26 protein-coding genes, 1 tRNA gene, 1 other RNA gene and 1 pseudogene are annotated in these 25,197 nt (G+C 68.1%); 8 read left to right on the forward strand and 21 right to left on the reverse strand.

Translation table 11 applies throughout. The features are described 5' to 3' along the window. Positions 1 to 58: 58 nt before the first annotated feature. From POS15_RS13225 to POS15_RS13285, 13 genes are all read right to left on the reverse strand, one after another. Positions 59 to 412: a PilZ domain-containing protein gene (locus POS15_RS13225; RefSeq protein ID WP_019185355.1), complete on the reverse strand. Its 354-nt coding sequence runs from the start codon at positions 410 to 412 to the stop codon at positions 59 to 61. Then, positions 409 to 1,368 carry a DNA polymerase III subunit delta' gene (locus tag POS15_RS13230; protein WP_019185354.1) on the reverse strand — a complete coding sequence of 320 codons (960 nt, stop codon included), beginning with the start codon at positions 1,366 to 1,368 and terminating at the stop codon, positions 409 to 411. Before POS15_RS13230 ends, POS15_RS13225 begins: the two co-directional genes overlap by 4 nt. Continuing rightward, the gene (tmk, locus tag POS15_RS13235; RefSeq protein ID WP_046274027.1) at positions 1,361 to 2,029 is read right to left on the reverse strand and encodes a dTMP kinase; all 669 of its coding nucleotides are present in this window, start codon (positions 2,027 to 2,029) and stop codon (positions 1,361 to 1,363) included. The genes POS15_RS13230 and tmk overlap by 8 nt, the downstream gene beginning before the upstream one ends. Further along, positions 2,026 to 3,087: an endolytic transglycosylase MltG gene (gene mltG / locus POS15_RS13240; RefSeq protein WP_046274080.1), complete on the reverse strand. Its 1,062-nt coding sequence runs from the start codon at positions 3,085 to 3,087 to the stop codon at positions 2,026 to 2,028. Before mltG ends, tmk begins: the two co-directional genes overlap by 4 nt. A gap of 66 nt (positions 3,088 to 3,153) precedes the next feature. Beyond that, positions 3,154 to 4,509, reverse strand: coding sequence for an aminodeoxychorismate synthase component I (locus tag POS15_RS13245; RefSeq protein WP_046274026.1), 1,356 nt, complete (start codon positions 4,507 to 4,509; stop codon positions 3,154 to 3,156). 95 nt (positions 4,510 to 4,604) lie between these two features. After that, positions 4,605 to 5,867, reverse strand: a complete 1,263-nt coding sequence (gene fabF / locus POS15_RS13250) for a beta-ketoacyl-ACP synthase II (RefSeq protein ID WP_284128296.1) — start codon at positions 5,865 to 5,867, stop codon at positions 4,605 to 4,607. Between the two features lie 136 nt (positions 5,868 to 6,003). Further along, positions 6,004 to 6,243, reverse strand: coding sequence for an acyl carrier protein (acpP, locus tag POS15_RS13255; protein ID WP_017357544.1), 240 nt, complete (start codon positions 6,241 to 6,243; stop codon positions 6,004 to 6,006). A gap of 153 nt (positions 6,244 to 6,396) precedes the next feature. Then, complete coding sequence (gene fabG, locus POS15_RS13260; protein WP_046274024.1) at positions 6,397 to 7,140, reverse strand: 3-oxoacyl-ACP reductase FabG; 744 nt, start codon at positions 7,138 to 7,140, stop codon at positions 6,397 to 6,399. Between the two features lie 74 nt (positions 7,141 to 7,214). Then, positions 7,215 to 8,159 carry an ACP S-malonyltransferase gene (gene fabD / locus POS15_RS13265; protein ID WP_284128297.1) on the reverse strand — a complete coding sequence of 315 codons (945 nt, stop codon included), beginning with the start codon at positions 8,157 to 8,159 and terminating at the stop codon, positions 7,215 to 7,217. Between the two features lie 81 nt (positions 8,160 to 8,240). Continuing rightward, positions 8,241 to 9,023 (reverse strand): serine/threonine protein kinase, encoded by a 783-nt coding sequence (locus POS15_RS13270; RefSeq protein WP_019185347.1) that lies wholly within the window; start codon positions 9,021 to 9,023, stop codon positions 8,241 to 8,243. 75 nt (positions 9,024 to 9,098) lie between these two features. Then, positions 9,099 to 10,076 carry a beta-ketoacyl-ACP synthase III gene (locus tag POS15_RS13275; RefSeq protein ID WP_019185346.1) on the reverse strand — a complete coding sequence of 326 codons (978 nt, stop codon included), beginning with the start codon at positions 10,074 to 10,076 and terminating at the stop codon, positions 9,099 to 9,101. Between the two features lie 88 nt (positions 10,077 to 10,164). Further along, positions 10,165 to 10,362: a 50S ribosomal protein L32 gene (rpmF, locus tag POS15_RS13280; RefSeq protein ID WP_017357626.1), complete on the reverse strand. Its 198-nt coding sequence runs from the start codon at positions 10,360 to 10,362 to the stop codon at positions 10,165 to 10,167. 108 nt (positions 10,363 to 10,470) lie between these two features. Further along, positions 10,471 to 10,980, reverse strand: a complete 510-nt coding sequence (locus tag POS15_RS13285) for a YceD family protein (RefSeq protein WP_019185345.1) — start codon at positions 10,978 to 10,980, stop codon at positions 10,471 to 10,473. Between the two features lie 114 nt (positions 10,981 to 11,094). Between POS15_RS13285 and POS15_RS13290 the strand changes: the two genes are divergently transcribed. Further along, positions 11,095 to 11,667 carry a Maf family nucleotide pyrophosphatase gene (locus POS15_RS13290; RefSeq protein ID WP_284128298.1) on the forward strand — a complete coding sequence of 191 codons (573 nt, stop codon included), beginning with the start codon at positions 11,095 to 11,097 and terminating at the stop codon, positions 11,665 to 11,667. Positions 11,668 to 11,669: 2 nt separating this feature from the next. Here the strand turns inward: POS15_RS13290 and POS15_RS13295 are convergent, their stop codons facing one another. Both POS15_RS13295 and POS15_RS13300 read right to left on the reverse strand, forming a co-directional pair. Continuing rightward, positions 11,670 to 13,379 carry a hypothetical protein gene (locus tag POS15_RS13295; RefSeq protein WP_284128299.1) on the reverse strand — a complete coding sequence of 570 codons (1,710 nt, stop codon included), beginning with the start codon at positions 13,377 to 13,379 and terminating at the stop codon, positions 11,670 to 11,672. A gap of 16 nt (positions 13,380 to 13,395) precedes the next feature. Next, positions 13,396 to 15,237: a glycosyltransferase family 39 protein gene (locus POS15_RS13300; RefSeq protein WP_046273893.1), complete on the reverse strand. Its 1,842-nt coding sequence runs from the start codon at positions 15,235 to 15,237 to the stop codon at positions 13,396 to 13,398. Positions 15,238 to 15,277: 40 nt separating this feature from the next. Here POS15_RS13300 and POS15_RS13305 point away from each other — a divergent pair, with 40 nt between their 5' ends. From POS15_RS13305 to POS15_RS13320, 4 genes and pseudogenes are all read left to right on the forward strand, one after another. Beyond that, entirely contained in the window at positions 15,278 to 16,231 is a 954-nt protein-coding gene (locus POS15_RS13305; RefSeq protein WP_046273892.1) for a MoxR family ATPase, read from the forward strand. 43 nt (positions 16,232 to 16,274) lie between these two features. After that, positions 16,275 to 17,189 carry a DUF58 domain-containing protein gene (locus POS15_RS13310; protein WP_284129646.1) on the forward strand — a complete coding sequence of 305 codons (915 nt, stop codon included), beginning with the start codon at positions 16,275 to 16,277 and terminating at the stop codon, positions 17,187 to 17,189. Next, positions 17,182 to 18,866, forward strand: a pseudogene (locus POS15_RS13315) (DUF3488 and transglutaminase-like domain-containing protein). Before POS15_RS13310 ends, POS15_RS13315 begins: the two are co-directional and overlap by 8 nt. Next, positions 18,863 to 19,387 (forward strand): Slp family lipoprotein, encoded by a 525-nt coding sequence (locus tag POS15_RS13320; protein ID WP_046273889.1) that lies wholly within the window; start codon positions 18,863 to 18,865, stop codon positions 19,385 to 19,387. Before POS15_RS13315 ends, POS15_RS13320 begins: the two are co-directional and overlap by 4 nt. 89 nt (positions 19,388 to 19,476) lie before the next feature. Here POS15_RS13320 and POS15_RS13325 read toward each other — a convergent pair whose 3' ends face one another. The 4 genes from POS15_RS13325 to dnaX form a co-directional block, all read right to left on the reverse strand. Further along, positions 19,477 to 19,836: a histidine triad nucleotide-binding protein gene (locus tag POS15_RS13325; protein ID WP_019185337.1), complete on the reverse strand. Its 360-nt coding sequence runs from the start codon at positions 19,834 to 19,836 to the stop codon at positions 19,477 to 19,479. An 81-nt stretch (positions 19,837 to 19,917) separates the two neighbouring features. Next, the gene (gene recR / locus POS15_RS13330; RefSeq protein WP_019185336.1) at positions 19,918 to 20,517 is read right to left on the reverse strand and encodes a recombination mediator RecR; all 600 of its coding nucleotides are present in this window, start codon (positions 20,515 to 20,517) and stop codon (positions 19,918 to 19,920) included. A gap of 96 nt (positions 20,518 to 20,613) precedes the next feature. Beyond that, positions 20,614 to 20,934, reverse strand: coding sequence for a YbaB/EbfC family nucleoid-associated protein (locus POS15_RS13335; RefSeq protein ID WP_019185335.1), 321 nt, complete (start codon positions 20,932 to 20,934; stop codon positions 20,614 to 20,616). A 6-nt stretch (positions 20,935 to 20,940) separates the two neighbouring features. Then, positions 20,941 to 22,965 carry a DNA polymerase III subunit gamma/tau gene (gene dnaX / locus POS15_RS13340; RefSeq protein WP_284128300.1) on the reverse strand — a complete coding sequence of 675 codons (2,025 nt, stop codon included), beginning with the start codon at positions 22,963 to 22,965 and terminating at the stop codon, positions 20,941 to 20,943. 136 nt (positions 22,966 to 23,101) lie between these two features. On the opposite strand from dnaX, the gene POS15_RS13345 reads away from it, so the two are divergent. Beyond that, positions 23,102 to 23,194 (forward strand) — tRNA-Ser (locus POS15_RS13345). Between the two features lie 351 nt (positions 23,195 to 23,545). Continuing rightward, on the forward strand, positions 23,546 to 23,998 hold the full coding sequence (locus POS15_RS13350; RefSeq protein ID WP_046273887.1) for a GNAT family N-acetyltransferase: 453 nt from the start codon (positions 23,546 to 23,548) through the stop codon (positions 23,996 to 23,998). A 90-nt stretch (positions 23,999 to 24,088) separates the two neighbouring features. On the opposite strand, the gene sugE is transcribed toward POS15_RS13350, so the two are convergent. Further along, entirely contained in the window at positions 24,089 to 24,406 is a 318-nt protein-coding gene (gene sugE, locus POS15_RS13355) for a quaternary ammonium compound efflux SMR transporter SugE (RefSeq protein WP_019185787.1), read from the reverse strand. A 278-nt stretch (positions 24,407 to 24,684) separates the two neighbouring features. On the opposite strand from sugE, the gene ffs reads away from it, so the two are divergent. After that, positions 24,685 to 24,781, forward strand: an RNA gene (gene ffs / locus POS15_RS13360) — signal recognition particle sRNA small type. Positions 24,782 to 24,828: 47 nt separating this feature from the next. On the opposite strand, the gene POS15_RS13365 is transcribed toward ffs, so the two are convergent. After that, positions 24,829 to 25,197 carry a nuclear transport factor 2 family protein gene (locus POS15_RS13365; RefSeq protein WP_284128301.1) on the reverse strand — a complete coding sequence of 123 codons (369 nt, stop codon included), beginning with the start codon at positions 25,195 to 25,197 and terminating at the stop codon, positions 24,829 to 24,831.

Below are 25,197 nucleotides of genomic sequence, written 5' to 3' on the forward strand. Positions count from 1 at the left end.
CTGAGCCGCTCATTATAGGGCGGCAAATTTCGACGTCAACGGTTTCGCCGAAATTTCTTCACATCGTGTGCGTGGGCTTGTCCGCGGTCAGGATACCGGCCAGCAGGGTCTCGATCCGGTGGCGGACGGTCTCCCCTTCCGCACCATCGGCCAGCTGTACGCCGATGCCTGCCGCGCGGTTGCCCTGGGCCCCGGCGGGGGTCACCCAGATCACCTTGCCGGCCACCGGCAGGCGCTCGCCGGAGTCCGGCAGGGTGAGCAGCAGGAACACCTCATCGCCCAGGAAGTAGCGCTTGGGCGTGGGCACGAAGATGCCGCCGTTCTTCACGAACGGCATGTAGGCGCTGTACAGCGCGGCCTTGTCCTTGACGGCAAGGGACAGGATGCCCTGTCGGGCGTTGGTGGCGCTCATGCTCTATTCCCCTTGGCGTGCCGTTCGTTGACCTTTCCCCAGGCCAGCAGCAGCTCAACCACCGCAAGATCGGCGCGCACCGTAGTGCGCAGCAGGTCGCGGGTGCGGTTGGCCGCATCGAACCAGGCGGCCAGCTTGTGCAATCGATCGGGATCGGTCAAGCCACCGCCGGTGGCCTGGGCCAGGGCGAGATCGGCGGCGTGGCGCAGGCGCAGGGCGGCGTTGTCGTCGGCGGTCCAGCGCTGGGCCAGTTCGACCGCGCCGGCGCGGCCGGCGACGAGGGCTTCCAGGTCGGTGGCGACCTGGCGGCGCAGGGCCAAGCCATCCTCGCGCAGCCACTGGTCGGCCAGGCCGGGATGGCCACGCGCGGCGTCCAGCGCTTCGCGGGCGCTGGCCTCGCTGTGGCCCAGGGTCTGCAGCCAGGCGAGCGCTTCCTCGCGCGGCGGCAGCTTGAACTCCAGGCGCTGGCAGCGGCTGCGGATGGTGGCCGGCAGGCGGGCGGGGTCGGCGCTGATCAGCCACAGGTAACGGCCGGGCTGCGGCTCTTCCAGGGTCTTGAGCAGGGCGTTGCAGGCGGCGCGGTTGATGGCGTCGGCAGGATCGACGATCACCACCTGGGCCACGCCGTACTGGGGGGTCAGCGAGAGCTTCTGAGAGACCTCGCGGATCTGCTCGATCACGATCTCGGTGCGCAGCTTGTCGCCGGATTTGTTGGGAATGAACGAGATCCGCTGCAGGTCCGGGTGGGTCCCGGCGGCCAGCAGCTGGGCGCTGCGCTTGGCCGCGGCAGGTTCGCCCTGCCCCAGCACGTGCTCGGCCAGCCGCAGCGCGACGCCCAGCTTGCCCAGGCCGGCCGGGCCGCAGAATAGCAGGCCATGGCCGAGGCGACCGGCGTCGAGCGCGGCCACGGTCTGGTCATAGGCGCGCTGCTGCCAGGGGGAAAAGGGTTCAGCCACGTTCCGGCTCCTGTGCCAACCATGCATCCACGGCCGCCACCACCGCGCCGGCGACGCCGGCCTGGTCCTGGCTGGCGTCGATCAGGCGGTAACGTGCGGGGTCTTCGCTGGCACGCTGGCGGAACACCGCGCGCACCCGCTGGAAGAAATCATCGTGCTCGCTTTCGATCCGGTCCGGCCACAGGTCGCGGCCGTTGGCGCGCGCACGGCCGACCGCTACGTCCACATCCAGCAGCAGGGTCAGGCCGGGCAGCAGGCCGACGGCGCGGCGCTCCAGATCGGCGATCCACGCCGGGTCCAGGCCGCGGCCACCGCCCTGGTAGGCGTAGCTGGAATCTGTGAAGCGGTCGCACAGCACATAGGCGCCGCGCTGCAGCGCCGGGGCGATCACCTGGCGCACGTGCTGGGCGCGGGCGGCGAACACCAGCAGCAGCTCGGCTTCGGCCGAGAGCGGCTCGGCGGCGATCTCCTCGTCCGGCTTGAGCACCAGCGCGCGGATGCGCTCGGCCAGCGCGGTGCCGCCGGGCTCGCGGGTCAGCACCACCTCATGGCCACGGGCGTGAAGGGCCTCGCGGATCGCGTTGATGGCGGTGGTCTTGCCGGCGCCCTCGCCCCCTTCCAGGCTGACGAAATGCGGGTGCCGGTGCAGCGCGGGACTCATTGGGGGGCGGCCTCGTTGGTGCGTTTGCTGCGCAGTTGCTGCAGGTAGCGGGCAACGGCGGCGTTGTGGTCGGTGTAGTTGGCCGAGAAGATGTGCGCGCCACTGCCATCGCCCACGGCCACGAAGTACAGCGCGTCCCCCTTGGCTGGCTGCGCGGCGGCATGCAGCGCGTCACGCCCGGGCATGGCGATCGGGGTCGGGGTCAGGCCGGCGCGCGTGTACGTGTTGTACGGCGTATCGGTGGTGAGGTCGCGCTTGCGGATGTTGCCGTCGTAGCTGCTGCCGATGCCGTAGATCACGGTCGGGTCGGTCTGCAGCCGCATGCCGATCTTCAGGCGGCGCATGAACACCCCGGCGATCTGCGGGCGCTCGCTGGGCAGTGCGGTTTCCTTCTCGATGATCGAGGCGAGGATCAGCAGCTCATACGGCGAGTTCAGCGGCAGATCGTCCACGCGGCTGTCCCACGCGGCGGTGAGTTCTTTTTCCATCGCGGCATGCGCGCGCTTGAGCACGTCGATGTCGCTGTCACCACGCTGGTAGACGTAGGTCTCGGGCAGGAAACGGCCTTCCGGGTGTTCGCCGGGGAAGCCGATCGCCTTCATCAGCGCGGCATCGTCCAGCGCATCGGTGGTGTGCACCAGCGGATCGGCGCGCTTGAGCGCAGCGCGCAGCTGCCGGATGTTCCAGCCTTCCACGATGGTGACGCGGTGCTGCAGGACGCGGCCCTGGCGCATGCGGGTCAGCAGCTCGCGCGGGGTCAGCGCCGGATCGAGCGCGTATTCACCCACCTTGAGCTTGCCGGCGGCATCGAGCTGGCGTGCCAGCAGCTGCCACTGGGTGTCGCTGCCTTCGTCCACGCCGGCCTGGCGCAGCTTGCCGAGCACGGTGCTGAAGCCGTCCCCCGAGGCGATCACCACGCTCTCCGCACGGGGGGTGACCGGCGCATCGGCGAACGCGCCCTGGCGATGCCAGAACCATGCGCCTGCGGCCGCGACCAGCAGGGCCAGCACCAGCAACACGGCCAGTACGGCCAGACATCCCCGTTTCGCACGCGCCATGGTCACCTCGAATCAAATTCTTCGCCGCGCAGCATACCGCGCGGGTACTGCACACCGCCAAACGGCTCAGGCATCGCTGCCCAGCGCCCGCAGCAGGCCACGGGCCTTGGCGCGGGTCTCGTCCAGTTCCTTGTCGGCCACCGAATCGACCACGATCCCGGCCCCGGTGCGGAAGCTGGCGGTATCGCCGGCCACTTCGGCGGTCCGGATCAGGATGTTCAGGTCCAGGTCGCCATCGCGGTTCAGCCAGCCGAACGCGCCGGTGTAGGCGCCGCGCGCGGTCTGCTCCAGCTCGGCGATGATCTGCATGCAGCGCACCTTGGGGCAGCCGGTGATGGTGCCGCCGGGGAAGGTCGCGGCGATCACCTGGCCGGGGCTGACGTCCTCGCGAAGGCGGCCACGCACGTTGCTGACGATGTGGTGCACGTGGGCGTAGCTCTCCACGGTCATCAGCTCATCCACCTCCACGCTGCCCGGCGCACAGATGCGGCCGAGGTCGTTGCGCTCCAGATCGATCAGCATCACGTGCTCGGCGCGCTCCTTGGGATGGCCGACCAGTTCCTGGATCCGCGCGGCATCGTCGTCGCCAGCGAAACGCGGGCGGGTGCCGGCGATCGGGCGGGTCTGCACGTCATCGCCATGCACCGACACCAGACGCTCGGGCGAAGAGCTGACCACCGCCCTGCCCTGCGCCATGAACAGCCCGGCGAACGGGGCGGGGTTGGCCACGCGCAGCTGCGCGTACAGCGCCTGTGGCGAGAGCGCCTCGGTGAACTGCGCGCTCCAGCGGCGGGACAGGTTCACCTGGAACACGTCACCCGCGCGCAGGTAATCGATCACCTTGCCGACGCCGTCGGTGAAGCGCTGTGGCGCGTCTTCGCCGATCGCGACCGGGGGCTGCCAGGTCGGCAACGGGGCCAGCGCGGCGGCCGCGGCAAGGTCGTCCTGCAGGGTCTGCAGCAGCGCGGCCTGGCCGCTCTCGCACACGGCATGGAACTGGCCGAGCACGCGGTCGTGCAGCACGGCCGCCGGGCAGCGCAGGGCCAGCGCGGACGGCAGGCCATCGGCGCGCGCCGGCAAGGCCAGCACGTCTTCGATCTGCCCGGCCAGTTCGTAATCCAGCATCAGTGCCCAGCCACCGCGGAACGGCAGTGTCGTCTCCTCGCGCGGCAACCGCAGGGCGGCCCAGTGCGCGTCGAGCACGTCGAGGAAGCGGCCGTCATGCGCCACGCCATCGGCATCACGCACCACGCCGTCGGCATGCAGCGCGAGCGCTTCGCCGCTGCCCATCAGCAGCAGGTCCCAGCGCCCCTGTGCGGTGCCTGAGGCGGTGGACTCCATCAGCAGCGGGTAGCGCTGCGGGGCCAGGCGCTGCAGGGCCAGCAGGTCGGTGGTGGCGGGCAGCGGAAGCGTCTGGAACATGACAGGACACCGGAAGGGCGCGAAGCGTGCGCGGGGGCCAGATACACCAAGGCCGCCATGATGGCGGCCCGGGTGGGAGTGCACGGAACGGGCGGTCAGACGCGCTTGAACACCAGCGTGCCGTTGGTGCCGCCGAAGCCGAAGCCGTTGGACATCACCACATCCACCTTGGCTTCGCGTGCGGTGTTGGGCACGTAATCCAGGTCGCAGCCCTCGCCCGCTTCATGCAGGTTGATGGTCGGCGGAATGATGTTGTCGCGCAGCGCCAGCACCGAGAAGATCGCTTCCACGCCGCCGGCCGCGCCGAGCAGGTGGCCGGTCATCGACTTGGTGGAGCTGACCATCATCTTGTAGGCGTGGTCACCGAAGGCGGTCTTCATGGCCATGGTTTCGCCCAGGTCGCCCAGCGGCGTGGAGGTGCCGTGCGCGTTGAGGTAACCGACCTGCTCCGGGGTCACGCCGGCGTCCTTCAACGCCATGGTCATGCAGCGCGCCGCGCCTTCGCCGTTCTCGCTCGGGGCGGTCATGTGGTACGCATCCGAGCTGGCGCCGAAACCGGCCAGCTCGGCATAGATGCGCGCGCCACGCGCCTTGGCGTGCTCGTACTCTTCCAGGATCAGGATGCCGGCACCGTCGCCCAGCACGAAGCCGTCGCGATCCTTGTCCCACGGGCGCGAGGCTTCCGCCGGTGCGTCGTTGCGGGTGCTCATCGCCTTCATCGCGCAGAAGCCGCCCAGGGCGGTCGGCGAGGAGCCGCGCTCGGCACCGCCGACCACCATCACGTCCGCATCGCCGTACTGGATCATGCGCATCGCGGTGCCGATGGAGTGGTTGGAGGTCGCGCAGGCGGAGACCGCCGAGAACGACGGACCCTTCAGGCCGGTGATGATGCTCAGCTGGCCCGGGAGCATGTTGATGATGGTCTTGGGCACGTAGAAGGGCGAGATCTTCTTGCCCTCGTGGAAATCGATGGTCTGCTCTTCGATGCCCAGCAGGCCGCCGATGCCCGCGCCAACGATGGCGCCGACGCGCTCGGCGTTGCCGTCGGTGATTTCCAGGCCCGAATCGTTCAAGGCCATGAAGGCGGCACCGAGGCCGTAATGAATGAACGGGTCCATCTTCTTGGCATCCTTGCCAGTGACCCGGAATTTGCCGAACTGTTCGTTGTCGGCGGTGATGTCGAAGTCCCTGACCTCACCTGCGATCTTGGTGGTGAAACGGTCCAGGTAGGACTGCGAAACGTTGGTCAGCGGACCGATGCCGGAACGGCCTTCGGTGATGCCCTTCCAACTGCTGGCCATATCATTGCCCAATGGCGAGACCATGCCCATGCCGGTAACGACGACGCGACGCTTCATTGCAGATTCTCCTGACCCGGGTGTTGCGGGTATCACGCGGTATAACGCTCAAAAGCACAGGGCCGCAAGCGCGGCCCCATGGGTTTGCCGCACGCGGTCGCAGCAATCGCCACGGCCGCGCGCGAGCCGCCTGACATCAAGCCTTGACGTGGGCGTTGATGTAGTCGATCGCAGCCTGCACGGTGCTGATCTTTTCGGCTTCTTCGTCCGGGATTTCGCACTCGAACTCTTCTTCCAGCGCCATCACCAGTTCAACGGTGTCCAGCGAGTCAGCGCCCAGGTCATCGACGAACGATGCGCTGTTGGTGACTTCCTCTTCCTTGACGCCAAGCTGTTCGACGACGATTTTCTTGACGCGTTCTTCGATGGTGCTCATTGGATATCGCTCCAGATGGAGTAGTGGTTCAAAAATGACGCCATCCGGTGAGGGATGACCGTGGGATAGTGTAGTGGAAACCAGCGACACCTTGCATTGCAGCAAAACATCAAACGGATCAACCACTTGCGGCGCAGTCCTTGCGCCACATGCTTACGGCATGTACATGCCGCCGTTCACATGGAGGGTTTCGCCGGTGATGTAGCTGGCCGAAGGACCGGCCAGGAACGCCACCGCGTTGGCGATATCGGACGGCTCGCCGAGCCGCTCCAGGGCGATCGACTTGACCAGCCCGGTGCGCTGCTCTTCCGGCAGGGCCTTGGTCATGTCGGTGTCGATGAAGCCCGGCGCGACCACGTTGACCGTGATCCCGCGCGAGCCGATTTCCTTGGCCAGCGACTTGGAGAAGGCAATGATGCCGGCCTTGGCCGCGGCGTAGTTGGCTTGGCCGGCATTGCCGGTCACGCCGATCACCGAGGCGATGTTGATGATGCGGCCCTTGCGCGCCTTCATCATGCCGCGCATGACGGCCTTGGAGGTGCGGAAGACGCTGGTCAGGTTGGTGTCCAGGATCGCCTGCCAGTCTTCTTCCTTCATCCGCAGCAACAGGTTGTCGCGGGTGATGCCGGCGTTGTTGACCAGGATGCTGATGGCGCCGAATTCCTTGGCGATACCGTCCAGCACGGCCTCCAGCGCAGCAGCGTCGGTGACGTTCAGCGCGCGGCCGTGGCCACCCACGGCAGCCAGGCGCTCACCAATGGCGGCGGCACCGGCCTCGGTGGTGGCGGTGCCGATGACGGTCGCGCCCTGCGCGGCCAGTGCGTCGGCGATCGCGGCACCGATACCCCGGCTGGCGCCGGTGACCAGTGCGATTTCACCCTGAAGGGGCTTGCTCATCTCATTTCCTCGAACGGGATCGGCCTGGCCGGTCTGGCGCGAGGCCAGTCCAGCGCGGGCACGATCGGAAGACATCAGGCGGCCCAGGTCTCGCGGGCCGTCTCGAAATCGGCGGGCGTGGACAGTGTGCGCGCGTCCAGCGATTTGTCGATGCGTTTGATCAATCCGCTCAGCACCTTGCCCGGGCCACATTCGGCCACCCGGGTGACGCCGCGGGCGGCCAGCGCCTGCACGCAGCCGGTCCACTGGACAGGCAGGTACAGCTGCTGGACCAGCGCCTGGCGGATGACGTCCACGCCGTCATGCACGCGGGCATCGACGTTCTGCACCACCGGCAGGGCCGGGGCGCGCCAGTCCAGGCCAGCCATGGTTTCAGCCAGGCGGTTGGCGGCTTCGCGCATCAGCGGGGTGTGCGAGGGCACGCTGACGGCGAGCTTGACGGCCTTGCGGACGCCCTTCTCGGCCAACAGGGCCAGCGCGCGGTCCACGGCGGCGGCGTCGCCACCGATGACGATCTGGCCGGGCGAGTTGTAGTTGGCCGGGACGACCACCTGGCTGCCGGCGGCCTGTTCGCAGACCTCCACGACGAGGGCGTCTTCCGCGCCGAGGACGGCGGCCATGGCCCCCACGCCGGTCGGGGCGGCTTCCTGCATCAACTGGCCGCGCAGGCGCACCAGATGGGCGCCGTCACGCAGCGACAGGGCGCCGGCGGCGACCAGGGCGGTGTACTCGCCCAGGCTGTGGCCGGCCAGGACGGCCGGCTTGGCGCCGCCAACGGCGTTCCAGGCGCGCCAGACGCCGATGCTGGCCGCCAGCAGGGCCGGCTGGGTGTACTCGGTGCGGTTGAGCATTTCCTCCGGGCCGCCCTGGGAAAGGGCCCAGAGGTCGACACCGGCGCCGTCGGAGGCCTCGGTGAAGGCCTCGCGGATCTGCGGGTGCAGCTCGGCCAGTTCGGCCAGCATGCCCAGCGACTGCGAGCCCTGGCCCGGGAACACGAATGCGAGATTGGTATCGGTCACGCGATCATCCGCCTGCAAAAATCGAACGGCGAATGATAAAGGGGAACGTCGCCCTTCGTCTGTACTGCCGCGTATGTGGGCTCAGGTGAACAGCTGGAGGATGTCGAGGTCGCCGTCGCTGAAGAAGTCGATGCAGATCACGGCCAGCATCAGCACGCCCAGGGTCGTGGCGCCGTGGACGATCAGGATCGAGTGGGCCAGCGCGCGGGCCGAGCGGCCCATTTTCATGCTGTAACGGGCCAGCCCCTGGAGGCGACCGGTGACATCGTGGGCATGAGCGAGGACCGGCGCTTCGGCGCCGTCCATGGCCTGCGCCATCAGGCTCTGCAGCTGCTGCGGCCGATCTTCGTAGTACTTGGCCACGCCGTAGCCGAACATCAGCCAGTCGCGGGCCTGGGCCTGGGCGAGGTCCATGACTTCCAGGGGGTCTTCTTCGAAATCGATGAAGCCGATCTCGTTGCCGTCCCAGGTCAGGTTGCGCGGCAGTGGCTGGCCGAAATAAGCGCCTTTGCGGTGAGCCTGGGCGATGGCGTTCATCGCCGCGGACACCAGGCGGTCGCGGCCGGCATCGTCGGCTTCGCGAAGGCAGGTGTTGAACGAGGAGCCGTTGTCGCCCAGCACGAGGGCGGCGTGGCCGCTGCCGATCACGCTGGGGACGTTGACGCCCTGGGCCTGCAGTTCGGCCAGGCGGCGGGCTTCGGTTTCGCGGGCGGCATCGCCCCCGCGGTGCGGTGGTGGACGCAGGGCATCAAGCTGGAAGCGGCGGGCGATGAAGTTCAGCAGCCCCAGCGCGACCACGCGGCTTCCTTCGCCGTACTGCTTCAGCCAGGCGCGCTGCCCTTCGATGACGATGGGCTCAACCATGACAGTTCTCCTGAAATGCTTACGGCCCCGTAATGGGGCCGTAACGACAGCGTCACGTTGTCGTAACTGACACTATCAATAGCGCAGCAGAGCAGAACCCCACGTGAAGCCGCCGCCGAAGGCTTCCAGCAGCAGCAGCTGGCCGCGCTCCACACGGCCGGAGCGGACCGCGTGGTCCAGCGCCATCGGCACGGAGGCCGAGGACGTATTGCCGTGCTTGTCGACCGTCACCACCACCTGGTCCATGGACATCTCCAGGCGCTTGGCGGTGGCTTCGATGATGCGCAGGTTGGCCTGGTGCGGGATCAGCCAGTCCAGGTCGGCCTTGGTCAGCGCATTGGCTTCCAGGGTCTCATCGACGACCGAGTCCAGCGCCTTGACGGCGTACTTGAACACGTCGTTGCCCTTCATCAGGATCGCGCCGCGGGCATTGTCGCCCTCGCCGAAACCGGCCGAGACGCCCACCGGGTTCCACAGCAGTTCTTTCTTGCTGCCATCCGAATGCAGGTGGGTGCTGAGGATGCCGGTGTCTTCGTCGGCCTTGAGCACGACGGCGCCCGCGCCATCGCCGAACAGCACGCAGGTGGTGCGCTCGGTCCAGTCGACGATACGGGTCAGGGTTTCCGCACCGATGACCAGCACATGGCGTGCATCACCGGAACGAATGAATTTGTCGGCCACGCTCAACGCGAACACGAAGCCCGAACAGGCGGCGTTGACGTCGAAGGCGGGGCAACCGCTCGCACCGAGCTTGGCCTGGATCAGGCACGCGGTGGACGGGAAAATCAGGTCAGGCGTGGTGGTACCCACCACGATCATGTCGAGCTGCGAAGCGTCGATACCGGCCGCTTCAAGCGCACGTACCGCGGCGTGGTAGCCGAGGTCGCTGGTGGTCTCGCCTTCGGCCGCAATGTGCCGTTCGCGGATACCAGTGCGCGATTGAATCCACTCATCGCTGGTGTCGACCATTTTCTCCAGATCCTGGTTGGTCAACACTTTTTCGGGCAAATAACTACCGGTGCCCGCGATCCTCGAGTAGATCCGCTTGCTCATTGCATGTCCTGTAGCACGATCACCAAACGTGGTGATCGGGAAGAATGGGGTAAAGGCCGCCGCCCGACCGGGCAGCGGCCTTCACAAATCAATCTTCTTCGACGGCCGAGTTCGACTTGGTCGTGATCACCTTCTTGCCGCGGTAGAAACCGTCAGCGGTGATGTGGTGACGCAGGTGCACTTCACCGGTGGTCGGATCGGTGGACAGCTGCTTGGCGCTCAGGGCGTCATGCGCACGGCGCATACCGCGGCGGGACGGGGTGACACGGGATTTCTGCACAGCCATGGGATTGCTCCAAACTCGGTTCGTTTTGCTTCGTCGTATCGTCGCGCAGGACGCCAGCGCCCAGCACAGTTTTCGCTTTCGCCGCAGCCGCCGACGACAATCCGGCTGCTATTGTTTTTTCAGTGCCGCCAACGCCGCGAACGGATTGGCCTTGCTGATTTCTTCTTCGGTCGGTGCCCAGTCCTTGTCCACTGCCTCGCCATCGGGAGACAACGGCACGACGGGCACGGCCAGGACGAGTTCGTCCTCGACCAGTTCCAGCGGTCGCAGCATGCCGTCTTCGGGCACCAGCCACGGCTCCCAGCCTTCCGGCAGCGAGGATTCTTCCTCTTCGCTGCGGATCAGACCGAGCCGCTGCACCATCGAAACCGGCAACAGGAAACGCTGCAGGCTGCGCTGACAGATCAGCGGCAGCGCGGTGTCGATGGACAGTTCAACATAGGATACCCGCAGGATGTCGTCGTGCGCGAATTCCAGTGCATAGGTGCACTGACCTTCGGTATCGGCAACAAGGCCTTGCAGGCGGGTCAATTTCGCTAGATCCACCTGGCCATCGAAGCGCCTGCGCGCTGCGACCATCCGCCAAGCATCCAGCATTTCGGGCACGTTTGCGGACATAAGCCGCTGAATGTTAAGGATCGCCCGGGCTGCTGTCAAATGCCTGCGCAGTCAGGTTGCCGATCCCCGCCCCGAGGGGCCAGACTGCCGCCCTTCCGTGCCCGGTATTGTCGCATGACCCCACTGCTGCTTGCCTCCACCTCCCGCTACCGCCGTGAACTGCTGGAACGGCTTGGCCTGCCCCTGCAGACCGCCCGCCCCGAGGTGGATGAGACCCCCGCCCCCGGCGAGGCCCCACGGGCCGTGGCCGTGCGGTTGGCGCAGGCCAAGGCGGAGGCTGTGGCCCGCCTGCACCCGGGTCACTGGGTGATCGGCTCGGACCAGGTGGCGGAACTGAACGGCGCCGCGCTGGGCAAGCCCGGCACGGTCGAGGGTGCGCAGTCGCAGCTGGCGGCGATGTCCGGCCAGGTGGTCGACTTCCACACGGCGGTGAGCCTGGTGCGCGACGGCGAGGTCCTGGCCGCCTGCGACCGGACCCGGGTCCATTTCCGCACGCTGGATCATGCCGAAATCGTCCGCTACGTGGCCGCCGAGCAGCCGCTGGACTGCGCCGGCAGTTTCAAATGCGAGGGGCTGGGCATCACCTTGTTCGAGGCGATCGAGAACCGCGACCCGACCGCACTGATCGGCCTGCCGCTGATCGCGGTGAGCCAGCTGCTGCGCCAGGCCGGCTACACCCTGCCCTGAGCTCAGCGCAGCTGCAGCGCTTCCAGGCAGCCGGCATCCAGCGGCCCGGTGGCCCAGCCGACCCAGCGCCCGGCCAGCGGCATCGCCAGGCCCACCGGGCGTCCCGCGCACTGCAGGACCAGCCGCGGCGCCGGGCTCCGGGCAGCAAATTCCACGCGCCACGCGGGCCCGCCCAGCAGGTTGCGCACGGCGACCACCGAGACCGCACTGAGCGGCACCCCCGAGGCGGTGGCTGCCGTGGGTTTGCCCTGCAGATAGCGCGTTTCGGGCCAGGCGAACATCGCGCTCCCGTGCGCGCGCAGGCTTGGCAGTGCCGCCTGCACTTCGCCGGGTACGCTCTCGCCATGGGTCTGGTCCGGATCGACCACCCCCGCCGCGGCCGCGGTGGCCGTCATGTTGGCCACGCGCTGCATGCTGGCGCCGAGGTAGGCCATCCACGCAGTGCTCGGCACGGCCACCAGGGCCAGCAGGAGTGCCCCCCAGACCACCGGCCGGGGGCGGCGCAGACCCACGCGGACCGTCGCCCACAGCAGCAGGCCGCACCAGAACAGCCACGACCACGGCACATACCGCGGTGCGGCCAGCTGCGTGGGGTAATCGGCGAAATAGGTCCAGCGACTGAGCGCGACCAGCCCGCCCACAGCCAGCCCGAACCACGCCATCGCCAACGCCACCGACTCCCCGGCGCCGGCGCTGCGCCCGCGTTGCCAGCTGCAACGGGTCATTCCGAGCACTCCGCCCAGCCCAACCGCGCCCACCAGCAGATGCGGCCAGCGCGAGGTCATCACCGGGCCGAACAGCGACTGGTACCCGCTCGCCACCGAATGGACCGCGTCGCGCACGGGCGCGAACGGCAGTTGCTGTGCCGCCGCCGGATCCAGCGCAGGCCAGGCCAGGTAGATGAAGGGCGAGGCCAGCCAGCGCAGCAGCACGTCCAGCTGCGCCAATGGCGCAAGCGCCATCTGCGAGGGCATGCCGGTGCGGCCCATGCCCAGGTGCAGGCCAACCGCCACGATCAGCCCCAGCATCAACGGTACCCAGTGCGACAGCGGCGCACGGCGCACCACCAGCACCGCCGCCAGCCCGACGAACACCGCTACGCCGCTTCCGAACGAGAACGTCGCGGCGACACCGCACAGCGCCGCCAGCACCGCACCGCGGCGATCCCCACGCAGCAGCATGGCCACCCCGGCCATCAGCACCGCAGTGATCAGATACGCATGCACCGACTCGTTGCCATGGGTGAGCGCGCGCTGGCTGCCGAGCCAGAAGATCGACAGCGCCCCGATCAGGGTCGCGGCCGCGCTTACCGGTGGCGCCAGCGCATCGGCCTTGATGATCCGGGCCAGCAGCCACACCGTGGCCAGGGCCAGCAGCACGCCTGTGCCTATCTGCAGCCACTGGTTGCCATGCAGCCAGGACAGCTCGGCATGCCGCACCAGGTTCGGCAGAATCTCGCGGTGGCCGTTGTCCGAGACCAGCACGTTCGATGGCCACGGCATCTCCAGCAGCTTCTGGGTGAAGCGCCACGGATCGGCGTACAGCACGCGCGGCGCGAGCCACAGCATCGCCGCCACGCCCACCGCGACGACCGCAGCCACCGCCAGCCACAGCAGGCGCGTCAGCGCGGGCGGCACCGGCGCGGAGACCGGACGGGACACCGACACGGAAGCCGTTTCCGGCGAGGCATTGCGCATGAGGGTGTCATCCATGAAAAAACACGCGCACTCAGCGCGCGGGGACGGTGAAGGCCTGTTCCTGCCACTGCTCCACGCTGCCGTCCTTGCCGTACAGCGTCATGCCCAGCCAATGGCGACCGGGCGCGAGGTGAGCGGTGTTCAGCGTGGCATCGAAGGCCACGTTGGGATGCTGCGGATCGGTGGAGATCTTCCAGGCGCTGGTGATGTCGTAGGCGCGCCCGTAGACCGCATCGCCGACCGGCTTCCCATCGACAAACAGCTGGACGCGTTCGATGCCGGCACCGTCCTTGAAGGCCCAGCCGCGCACATCCAGCGTGTCGCCCACCTTGGCATCCGGCTGCGGCGCATCCACCCAGGCCATCGCCGGGGTGACGCAGGGCCCGTCCACCCGCCCGGCAGGCAGCTTGAACAGCAGGAAGCGCTGATAGCCATGATCGTTGCTGACCACGCGCGGCGGCGGCAGCGGGCCCACCTGGCCGCAGACCGCGTGATAGCGCTCCAGCAGATCGCGATAGCGCTGGTCGCTGGGGGACAGCACCAGCAGCATCGGCGTGTCGCGCTGACCATCGTGCAGCAACCCCCACAGCCCCAGCTGCGCACTGCGGCCGTGTTTGTCGTTCAACGGATGGCGCAGCACCTCGATCGAGGGATCACGCAACTGGAAGCCCAGTTCCGCGCCGACCTTGAAGTTGCCGGCCAGCACGCGCGTGCCCGGTGGCATGCCCTTCAATTCTTCGCGCACGGCGCCTGCCAGGGGTTCCCAGCCGGCGAAGTTGCGCGGGTAATACTTGTAGCCGGCCAGCTGCTCGCGCACGCTCGGCACGGACGCCATCAGGTAATAGCCGAAGGCCAGTGCCAACCCGGCACCGGCCAGCCACCAGCCGGTGCGGCGCAGCCAGCGCGGCCAGCCATTGAGTACGACCGGCACCGCGATGAGCAATGCGAGATAGCCCGGCAACGGCCAGTGGAAACTGATGCGCTCCACATCGGTGAAGAAGCCCAGGGCGAAGATGGACAGGGTCGATACCGCGCCGATCAGACCGAAATACCGCCACTGGGCGCGTGCGCCTCCACCGGAGCGGGTACCGGCCAGGGCCACCTTCCACATCGCGATGCACAGGATCGGGGTGACCAGCATCGGCTGGATCACCAGGAACCACAGCCCGCTCCACTCGAACGCCCACGGGTGGCGCTCGACCACCTGGAATTTCAGGCCGGCATCATGGTTGTCGGCATTCCACGACAGCAGCGGCAGCCACGCCACCACACCGACCGTCAGGGCCACCCAGACGCGCGGATCGCGCAGCATGCGCCGGCCCTGCGGCAGCACCAGCAGCGCGATGAAGCCGACCACGATCACCCCGATGAAGCGGTAATGGCTGAGTGCGCCGATCGCCAGGCCTGCGGCCAGCTTCACCGCCGCCGCCGCATCCACGTTGCGCAGCAGGCGTGCACCGGCGTCCAGGCACAGCACGGCGGCCAGCGCCATCGGCACATCCGGCACGGCCAGCATGCCCAGCGTGGCTGACAGCGGCATCAGCAGGGTCAGGCTGCCGGCCTGCCAACCGGCCACCGCGCCGAACCAGCGCGTGGCGATCCGCGAGACCAGCCATGGCAGCCACGCACCGATCGCCAGGAACGGCAGGCGCAGCGCGAGCACATGGTTGCCGCCCACTTCCACGCCCAGGCGCGCCAGCCATGCGGTCAGCCCGGGCAGGTCCGAATAGGCCGCCGCCAGGTGCTGGCCTTCCTGCCAGTAAAAAGCTTCGTCCACGAACAAGGGCAGACGTGCGGCCACCACCAGCTTGACGGCGGTGACCAGCGTCCACAACAACAGGAATATGGTGCGTGCGCGTTGTTCGCCCTGCATTGCTCTATAGAATCAGTGGAATCATCGATACGAGACGGACATGGATCATTCGCCCCCCGTGCCAGCCATGCTAACCGATGTACTGCGACAGTCTCTCCGCGCCGCCCAGGATCAGGTCAACGGGCTGGTCCTGGGCAAGGCCCAGGAGGTACGACTGGCCTTCGTGGCGCTGCTCTCCGGCGGCCATCTGCTGATCGAGGATCTGCCCGGCCTGGGCAAGACCACCCTTGCCCACGCCATGGCCTCCAGCCTCGGGCTGGGCTTCCAGCGGGTGCAGTTCACTTCCGACCTGCTGCCTGCCGATGTACTCGGCGTCTCTGTTTACGATGCCGGCAGCCGTCAGTTCCAGTTCCACCCCGGCCCGGTCTTCACCCATGTGCTGCTTGCCGATGAGATCAACCGCGCCCCGCCGCGTACCCAGAGTGCGCTGCTGGAGGCGATGGCCGAGCAGCAGGTGACCCTGGATGGCGTGACCCACCCGCTGCCGGACCCGTTCTTCGTCATCGCCACCCAGAACCCGGTCGACCTGTCCGGCACCTTCCCGTTGCCGGACTCGCAGCTGGACCGCTTCCTGCTGCGGTTGGCGCTGGGCTACCCCAATCCCGAATCCGAGCGCGAGCTGCTGCGCGGCACCGATCGCCGCCACCTGATCGCGCAGGCCACCGCGCGGCTGAGCGAGGTGGAGGTGCGGACGCTGCGCGAGGCGGTCGGCCAGGTGCACGCCAGTGAAGCCTTGATCACCTACGTGCAGGCGCTGCTGGCCCGCAGCCGCCAGCACGCCGGGGTGCGCGTCGGCCTGTCACCGCGCGCGGGCCTGGCATTGCTGCGCGCCGCCAAGGCGCATGCGCTGCTGTTGGGCCGCGCACATGTCGTGCCTGAAGACGTGCAGACCCTGTTCGTTGCGGTGGCCGGGCATCGGCTGGTGCCGGAGGCAGAAGCCGGCAATGGGCCGGCATTGGCCCGCGCCATCCTCCAGACCGTGCAGGTCGACTGAGATGCGCCGCGGCTGGGGAGCCCGCTGGCAGTACCTGCAGCATATGGCGCGACCGCGCCGACCGGAGCACCTGCCCAGCCGGTTCGACCGGCGCCGCATCTATGTGCTGCCGACGCGCTTCGGTCTGTTCGTCGCCGCGCTGCTCTCGGCGATGCTGCTCGGTGCATTGAACTACAACAACAACCCTGCCCTGTTGTTGGCGCTGCTGCTGGCCACGGTCAGCATCGCCAGTGCGATCAGCGCCCACCTGCAGTTGTCCGCGTTGCAGGTGGATGCGGTATCCGCCGAACCGGTCGCCGCAGGCGCGCCGCTGCGGCTGCGCATCAGCCTGTCGCGCACCGATACCCGCGCGCGTCGCGGCCTGCACGTGGAGCACGACGGCGTGGCAGCGTTCGGGCACCTGGTGGACAGCGACCAGATCGAAGTGGATCTCGACCTGCCCACGCATCAGCGCGGCTGGTTCGATCTCTCCCGGATCCGCATCGCCACCACACAGCCACTGGGCCTGGTACGCGCTTGGTCGTGGGTGTGGCCGGAGACACCCTTGCTGGTCTATGCCGCACCGGAAGCGCACGCCCCTGCGTTGCCCGAGAGCGGCGGCGATCCGCTGCATACCCGTGTGCATGCCAGCGGCGACGAGCTGCATCAGCTGCGTCCGTATCGCCCCGGCGACCCGACGCGCAGCATCGCGTGGAAGCACTCTGCGCGGCGCGACACCCTGCTGGTGCGCGAGTACGAAAAGCCGATCGGCGTGGAGGTCGTGCTGGACTGGTGGCGCCTGGCCCCGCTGGGCACCGAGGCGCGGATCGCGCGCCTGGCGCGCTGGGTCGACCTGGCCGAACGCGAAGGGCGCCGCTACACCCTCACGCTGCCCGGCCAGCCGGTGCTCGGCCCCGGCAATGGCAGTGCCCATCACCATCTGTGCCAGCGCGCGTTGGCGCTGTTGCCCCATGACTGACCGCGCCGTCGCCCCGCTCAGTCCCGGTGCGCGCTACTGGACCCTGGCCAGTGCGGCCCTGGGCTTGTTGCCGCTGCTGCTGCAGCTGCCCACCGTGCTGGCGGCCGTCATCGCCGGCGTTGCACTGCTGACCGCCCTGGCTTCGCGGCAGCGCCTGCTGCCGGGGGCACTGCGCCTGCTGCTGGTGCTCGCCATGCTGGGCGCCATCTACTGGCAGATGGGCCCGCGCCCGGGCCGCGATACCGGCTGCGCGCTGCTGGCGGCGATGCTCGCGTTGAAATCCAGCGAGCTGCGCAGCCTGCGCGATGCGCGCAGCCTGGTCGGCTTCGGGTTGTTCGGCCCGTTCGCGGCGTTCCTGCTCGACCAAGGGCCGCTGACGATGACACCCCGGCGCTGCGCGTGCAGTTTTTTGGCGCGGTTCCGGAACCGCAGCAGCGCTACTGGCGCGGCCCGGTGCTCAGCCTGTTCGACGGCAAACGCTGGGAGCAGGACAGGCATCTGATCGAGCGCGCGCCCGCCGCGGTGACCCACGCCAGCACACAGTGGGAGTACCAGATCGACTATGAGCCGACCGACCGCCGCCAGCTGGTCGCGCTGGATCTGCCGTTGCAGGCCCCTGCCGGCAGCGATCTGGATGCCAACCACAGCCTGCGCAGCCACGCAGCACTCAATGCCCTGACCCGCTGGCGGCTGCGTTCCGCCCCGGCCGTGGCCTACACCGACGCATTGACGCCTTACGAGCGTCGCCTTGCGCTGCAGCTGCCCGACGGCGTGAACCCGCGCACGGCGGTGCTGGCGCGGCAGTGGCGGCAGGAGGCTGGCAGCAACGATGCGGCGATCGTGCAGCGCGCGCTCGAGTGGGTACGTGCGCGCTTCGTCTACACCCTGGACACGCCCGAGCCGGGCCGTGATGGCGTGGACGAGTTCCTGTTCGACCAGCAGGCCGGCTTCTGCCAGCACTTCAGCTCATCGTTCGTTGTGTTGATGCGCAACGCCGGCATCCCGGCGCGGGTCGTGACCGGCTTCGCCGGTGGCGTCCACAATCCCTATGGTGACTACTGGGTGCTGCGCCGGATGGATGCCCATGCCTGGGCCGAGGTCTGGCTGCCCGGGCGCGGCTGGGTGCGGGTCGACCCGACCGCGGCCGTCGCCCCCGAACGCATCTACGACACGATCGACGACCGGCTGGCGGCGGGCGACGCCGGTGCGATGCTCAACAGCCGTTGGCTGCAGTTCGGGCAGATGGGGGACTGGCTGCGCCGGGGCTGGAACGACCTGATCCTGTCCTTCGATGCCAACCGCCAGCAACGGCTTCTTGAACCGTTTGGTTTCGAGCGCCTGGATCCGACCCGACTGGTGGGAATTTTCACTGTCTTCGCGCTGGCCGCGCTAGGGTGGATGGCGTGGCTGCTGGCCCGGGGCGAACGCGAACGCGACCCGCTGCTGCGGGCCTGGCACCGGCTGGGACGCCGCTATGCACGCCATGGGTTGGAACGCGCCAGCGCCGAACCGGCCAGCGAGTGGGCCCGCCGGGTGGACCGGCAACGGCCCGATCCGGCGTTGTTGTCGCTCAGCGCGCGTTTCGTCCAGGCGCGCTACGCTGGCGCTGACGTCGACCTCACTTCATTATTGCGCGACCTGCGCAGGCATCGCCCGACCTCCGGAGCATCCCCATGAAGATTCAAATCCTGCTTCCCCTTGCTGCCACTCTGGCATTGGCTGCCTGCGCCACCGCGCCCAAGCCGCTGCAGGGGCAGTTCAGTATGGTCAGCCCGCGTGACGCGGTTCCCACCCAGCAGGTGGGCACTCCGGTGCGTTGGGGTGGCCGCATCATCGAAACCAACCCGGGCCAGGGCCAGACCTGCTTCCAGATGATTTCGCGCCCGCTCAACGGCAGTGGCCGCCCGAGCACCACCTCGGCCGACGCCAGTGACGGCCGCTTCATCGCGTGCCGCGCCGGCTTCTACGATCCGGCGGTGTTCGAGCCGGGCCGGGACGTGACCTTCATCGGCAAGATCGGCGGCTACGAGAACACCCGTATCGGCGAGTACGACTATCGCCTGCCGAAGCTGGACGCCGATGTGATCTACCTGTGGCCGGAACAGCGCCAGGTCGACGTGGTGCCCGCCTACCCGTACGGCCCGTGGGGCCCGGGCTGGGGTCCCGGCTGGGGCTACCGCGGCTGGGGCTGGTGGTAAGCCCGGAGGTGGCGCGTCCCCGTCGCTGATGCGGACGCGCTGAAAAAAAACGCCGCCTTCGGGCGGCGTTTTTTGTTGCCCCGGCCCGCTCAGCCGTTCGGCGTGCCGAAGTGACCCAGCTGCGCGCCGGCCAGCAGGTGCAGGTGGATATGGAACACGGTCTGCCCGGCGTGCTCGCGGCAGTTCATGACGATACGGTAGCCGTCCTGCGCGAACCCTTCGCGGCGGGCGTACTCGGCGGCGGCCATCGCCAGCTTGCCGATCAGGTGCGCCTGGTCCGGTCGCACGTCATCCAGGGTCGGGATCGCTTCGTGCTTGGGAATGAACAACACGTGCACCGGCGCCTGCGGTGCGATGTCCTTGAAGCCGAGCACCTCCTCGTCTTCGTAAACGATGGTGGCGGGAATTTCGCGGCGGATGATCTTGCCGAACAGGGTGTCGTGGCTCATGAGGGCACCTCGTGTAACAGGGCCTTGGAGAGTAGCGCGGATGCACGCCCGGTTTCGATCACCGGCGCGGGTTGCGCGGGATCATTCCTGCACTTCGGTACGCGTACCGAAGGCGTGCGACAGCGTACCGCGATCCACGTATTCCAGCTCACCGCCCAGCGGCAGGCCCTGCGCCAACCGGCTCGGGCGGACCTTGTGGCTGCGCGCCATCTGGGCCAGGTAATGCGCGGTCGCTTCGCCTTCCACGGTGGCACTGGTGGCGATGATCAACTCGGTCACTTCGCCTTGCTTCAGGCGGGCTTCCAGCTGATCCAGGCCCAGCTCGCGCGGACCGATGCCGTCCAGCGGTGACAGCCGCCCCTGCAGCACGAAGTAGACGCCGCGGTAGCCGGTAGCCGTCTCGATCGCCAGGCGATCGGCCGGTGATTCCACCGCACACAGCTGCTGGCGCTCGCGGCTGCCGTTGGCGCAGACCGCACAGACCTCGGTCTCGCTGAAATCCCGGCACTGCGCGCAATGCCCGATCCGCTCGATCGCCTTGGCCAGCACCTCGGCCAGCTTCTGGCCGCCCTCGCGCTCACGTTCGAGCACGTGGTAGGCCATGCGCTGGGCGGTCTTCTGGCCCACGCCCGGCAACACGCGGAAGGCCTCGATCAATTGTTCGAGCAGGGGCAGGCTCATGGCGGATCGCTCATCTCAGAAACAAGCGCGCGAAGCCCGGAGGCTTCGCGGCGCGGTCACCACCATCGCCAGGCCTCGACCCGGCGCAGACGTGGCTCAGAACGGCAGCTTCATGCCCGGGGGCAGCTGCATGCCAGCGGTCGCCGAACCCATGCGGTTCTTCGACTCGGCATCGATCTTGTTGGAGGCATCGTTGAACGCTGCGGCCACCAGGTCTTCGGTCATTTCCGCATCGGAAAGCACCGACGGATCGATGCGCACCTTGCGGCATTCCTTGGTGCCGGTCAGGGTCACGCTGACCATGCCGCCGCCGGCGCTGCCGGTGACTTCCAGCTTGGCGAGGTCTTCCTGGGCCTTCTGCAGGTTTTCCTGCATCTTCTGGGCCTGCTGCATCAGTTGGGCGATATTGCCGCGCATGGTTCTTTACTCTTCAAAAGGACGAATGGAATCGGCCACGACCCGGGCACCGTGTTGCTGGATCAGCAACTGCACCGACGGGTCGGCCATGAAAGCGGCTTCCGCCGCCGTTTGGCGTTCGCCACGCTGGCGGTCAGCGCGCTGATGCAGGGTCTCGGCACCGGCCGCGCCGGTATCGATCACCAGACGCGGAGCCTGCCCCAGGGGGCCGGTCAATGCCGCGATCAGCGCCGCCTGCGAGCGGTCCGAAATCAAGTACTCAAATCCGGGCGAAATCGCCAGTTTCAAGACACCGTGCTGGTAGCTGATGAACGCCGAGTGGGCCGCCAGCTGCTTGGACGGGCCATTGAGCTGGCTGCCGGCGACCAGTTCCAGCCAGGCATCGGCGGTCAGCTCACCGCTCGCCCCTGACGGCGCGGCGTCGGCCACTGAGGGTGCGATGGCGATACCCTCCGGGCGAGCCACCGGGGCGGGGGCTTCCCGCACAGGCGCGGGAGCAGCCGGTGCCGCGGTCCGCTCTGGAGGCGCTTCCCAGGGAGCGACCATGGCCGCATCCGGGGTGGCCATTTCAGCAGCCAGCGCTTCGTCGCGATCGGCCGCATCGTTCTCCTGATGCCACGGCGGCAGATCGTCGTCGGCAGCGGGGGCAGGCGCGTTCGGCCTGGCCGGCTTGACCGGTTTAACCGGCTCGGCGGCTGCCGGGGCGGGAGCAACCTGTTTCAGCGGCGGGGCTGCGGCCTCGGGGGGCGCGACGACCGGGGCGGCGAGCGGCGCCTCAGGCGCCACCGGGGCTGCCTGAGCGACGGGCGCGCTGGCCTTGGCGGGCGCCACGGACGGAGCCGGAGCCGAAGCCGCTGCCGCAGCGGCCATGCCGGCGCCCTGGCCACTGGCCTGGCCGCCACTGTTCACTTCGGTACCGGTGCCCGGATCGCGGGGCACCGGCGGGACGGCCGATGCCGGGCGGAACGCCAGCATGCGCAGCACCGCCATCTCGAATCCAGCACGCGGGCTTGGGGCCAGGTGCAGGTCACGGCGACCGCCCAGGGCCATCTGGTACCAGAGCTGCACCACTTCCGGACGCAGGCGCTGGGCGAAGGCTTCGGCATCGATCCCCTCGCCCGCCGTCGCGGCGCCCGGCACCAGCTGCTGCACCTGGATCCGGTGCAGGGCTTCGGCCAGGGCGTCGAGCACCCCGCTCCAGTCCGGCGAGAACTCGGCCAGCAGGGCCACGGTCTGCAGCAGGCGCGGACCATCACCATCGGCCAGCGCATCCAGCATCGCCGCCACCTGGGTGCGGTCCACCGTGCCCAGCATCGCGCGCACCACATCCTCGCGCAGCGCACCGCCGGCATAGGCGATCGCCTGGTCCAGCAACGACAGGCCATCACGCAGGCTGCCATCGGCGGCCTTGGCCAGCTGCACGATCGCAGTCGGATCGGACTCGATCTCCTCGGCGGCCAGGATCTTGGTCATCTGGCCCTGGATCTGTTCCTCGTCCAACCGCTTCAGGTTGAACTGCAGGCAGCGCGAAAGGACCGTCACCGGCAGCTTCTGCGGATCAGTGGTGGCCAGCAGGAACTTCACGTGCTCCGGCGGCTCTTCCAGCGTCTTGAGCAGCGCATTGAACGCCGCCTTGGACAGCATGTGCACTTCGTCGATCAGGTAGACCTTGTACTTGCCCCGGGAGGGCATGTACTGGGCGTTCTCGATCACCTCGCGGACATCATCCACACCCGTATTGGACGCGGCATCGATCTCGAGCAGATCGATGTAACGGCCGGAGTCGATATCCAGGCAGGCCGGGCACTGGCCGCATGGATCGGCGCTGGTGCCCTGCTCGCAGTTCAGCGACTTGGCGAAAATACGGGCAATGGTGGTCTTGCCGACCCCGCGGGTGCCGGTAAACAGGAACGCATGGTGCACCCGGCCGCTGTCCAGCGCATTGCTGAGCGCACGGACCACGTGTTCCTGGCCCACCAGCTCGGCAAAACGCTTCGGACGCCACTTGCGGGCAAGGACGAGATAGGACATCAGGCCACCGTCTTCATCGGGACGACCATTGTGCCACGCCTGTCCAGCCCCCCTGCCCCCGTGACGAACCGCTTGTGCGATTCCGATTCCCCCGCTAGAATCTGCGCCCCTGCAGCGGGTTGTGTGCGGCAGGTCCGGAGAGGTGTCCGAGTGGTTGAAGGAGCACGCCTGGAAAGTGTGTAAGCGTCTAAACCGCGCTTCGGGGGTTCGAATCCCCCTCTCTCCGCCAGACAAACGCAAAAGGCCGCCCCTCGGGGCGGCCTTTTGCGTTTCTCACGTTCGTCATTCATCCGGCTCCGGTAGCAGTGCGCGAAACCATGGAGAGGGGGATGAGAACCCCCGACCGGGGGTTCGACGGATTCGCCAGGAGCGAATCCGGACAGCCGAATGGCTGTCCGTGGAGCGCATCAGCGCGGAAGGGCTGGGTGCATGGATGCACCCAGCAATCCCAATGAAGCGGCCACCCTGCATCCCAGGCCGCTTGCCACGTCTGCACCCACGCCGCGCCACCACCGCCAACGGTAGAGCCGACCGCGGGTCGGCTGCTCTTTGCGCAGCCCGCCTATGCCAAAGTCCCCCCATGCCCACCCTGCGCGCCTACACCCCAACAGACGTCCCCGCCTGCCTGGCACTGTTCGACACCAACGTGCCGCGTTACTTCGCCCCACACGAACGCCACGACTTCGCCAACTATCTACTTCACCCAGACCGCGCCCACGACTATCTGGTCATCGAACACAACGGCCACGTCGTCGCCTGCGGCGGCCTCGCCCTGGACAACGAACACACGGCGGCCTTCTGCTGGGGCATGGTCGATAACGCCCAACATCGCCAAGGCCTGGGCAAGCAGCTCTCCCACGCACGCCTCGCCCACGCAAAAGCACTCGGCGCCCAGCGCGTGACGCTCAGCACCAGCCAGCACACGCAGGACTTCTACGCCGGACTCGGCTTCGCGGTCACCCACATCACCCCCGATGGGCACGGCCCCGGACTGGACGCAGTGGAGATGGTGCTCGAACTGGCGCCGCGTTGAGCGGCGCCAGTGATTCGATCGGGTCAGCAGTGCGTCAGCCACGCATGGCGTGGCTCTACGCCCGAGCGCGCAGCGTGCGTTTTGAACGCCTCAGCTGCTGCTCAACTTCATCAACACCAATCCGCTCACGATCAGCACCGCTGCAGCAATCCGCATCGCGCTGACCTGCTCGCCGAGGAAGGTAATGCCGATCACGAACGCGCCGACCGCGCCGATGCCGGTCCAGATCGTGTACGCGGTGCCCAGCGGCAACGTGCGCATCGCCAACGACAGCAGCCAGAAGCTGGCGATCATGGTGACGAGGGTGATGATCGAGGGGGTGAGCCTGCTGAACCCCTCGGACTGCTTCATCGAGAACGCCCAGACGATTTCCAGCACACCGGCTGCCAACAGATAGATCCAGGCCATGCGGCCCTCCTTGATGGGGGCCAGGCCGTCCTGGTCAGTGGTTCCCGAAATGGGGGAGGCCGTTCCTCCTGTGCCACGCATTTTAGCAACCCACTCGCCGCATGCCCTATTCCGGCGGCACCGGGCTACACGGGATTCAGCCTCCGCGTCTGGCGCTGCAGGCCGTGCATGCGCTAGAATGCGCGACTGCACTGCCGGACCTGTTCCTGCGATGCACCTTCCGCCTGCGGCCGGCTGATCCTCGATCGCCCTGCAGCCGGAACGTCTCTATGGTGGCCCCGTCGGCCCCTCGCGACGCTAGGTCGAAAATCCCGCCAGGGCCGGAAGGCAGCAACGGTATCGATCGACGCGGGCGCCGAGGTCAGCCGGCGGGGCCGCCACCTTTTTGGGCGCCCGGTTTTTCCCTCCAGCGATGCTGCCGCTCAAGGGGCCGCGGGCGTGCCCTGATGGAACACCACCCGCCATGCCTCGCCGTGCAGCCGCCACAGCGAACTGCGCAACACCTCGCGCTGGCGCTCGCCGCCGACCACATACCAGCTGCGATAGCGCACCTGTGCCAAGGTGGGCGCCAACAACACGACCTGGTAGTCGGTGGACACGATCTCGACCTGTGCGCGCTCGCGCGGAATCTCCGCCAGCGCAGCAGCCCGATCGAAACACGCACCCGAGCTGCCGATCTCACTGAAGTCGTCATCCAACAATGCCGCCAGCTGCGCGACATCGCCACGGACCGCAGGCTCGTGCAACGCGCGTTCGAGCGCCTGCAGATGGGCGGCCAGCGCGTCATCCAT

Origin of the sequence: Stenotrophomonas sp. BIO128-Bstrain (assembly GCF_030128875.1) — a bacterium.
GTDB classification, from domain to species: Bacteria; Pseudomonadota; Gammaproteobacteria; order Xanthomonadales; family Xanthomonadaceae; genus Stenotrophomonas; species Stenotrophomonas bentonitica_A.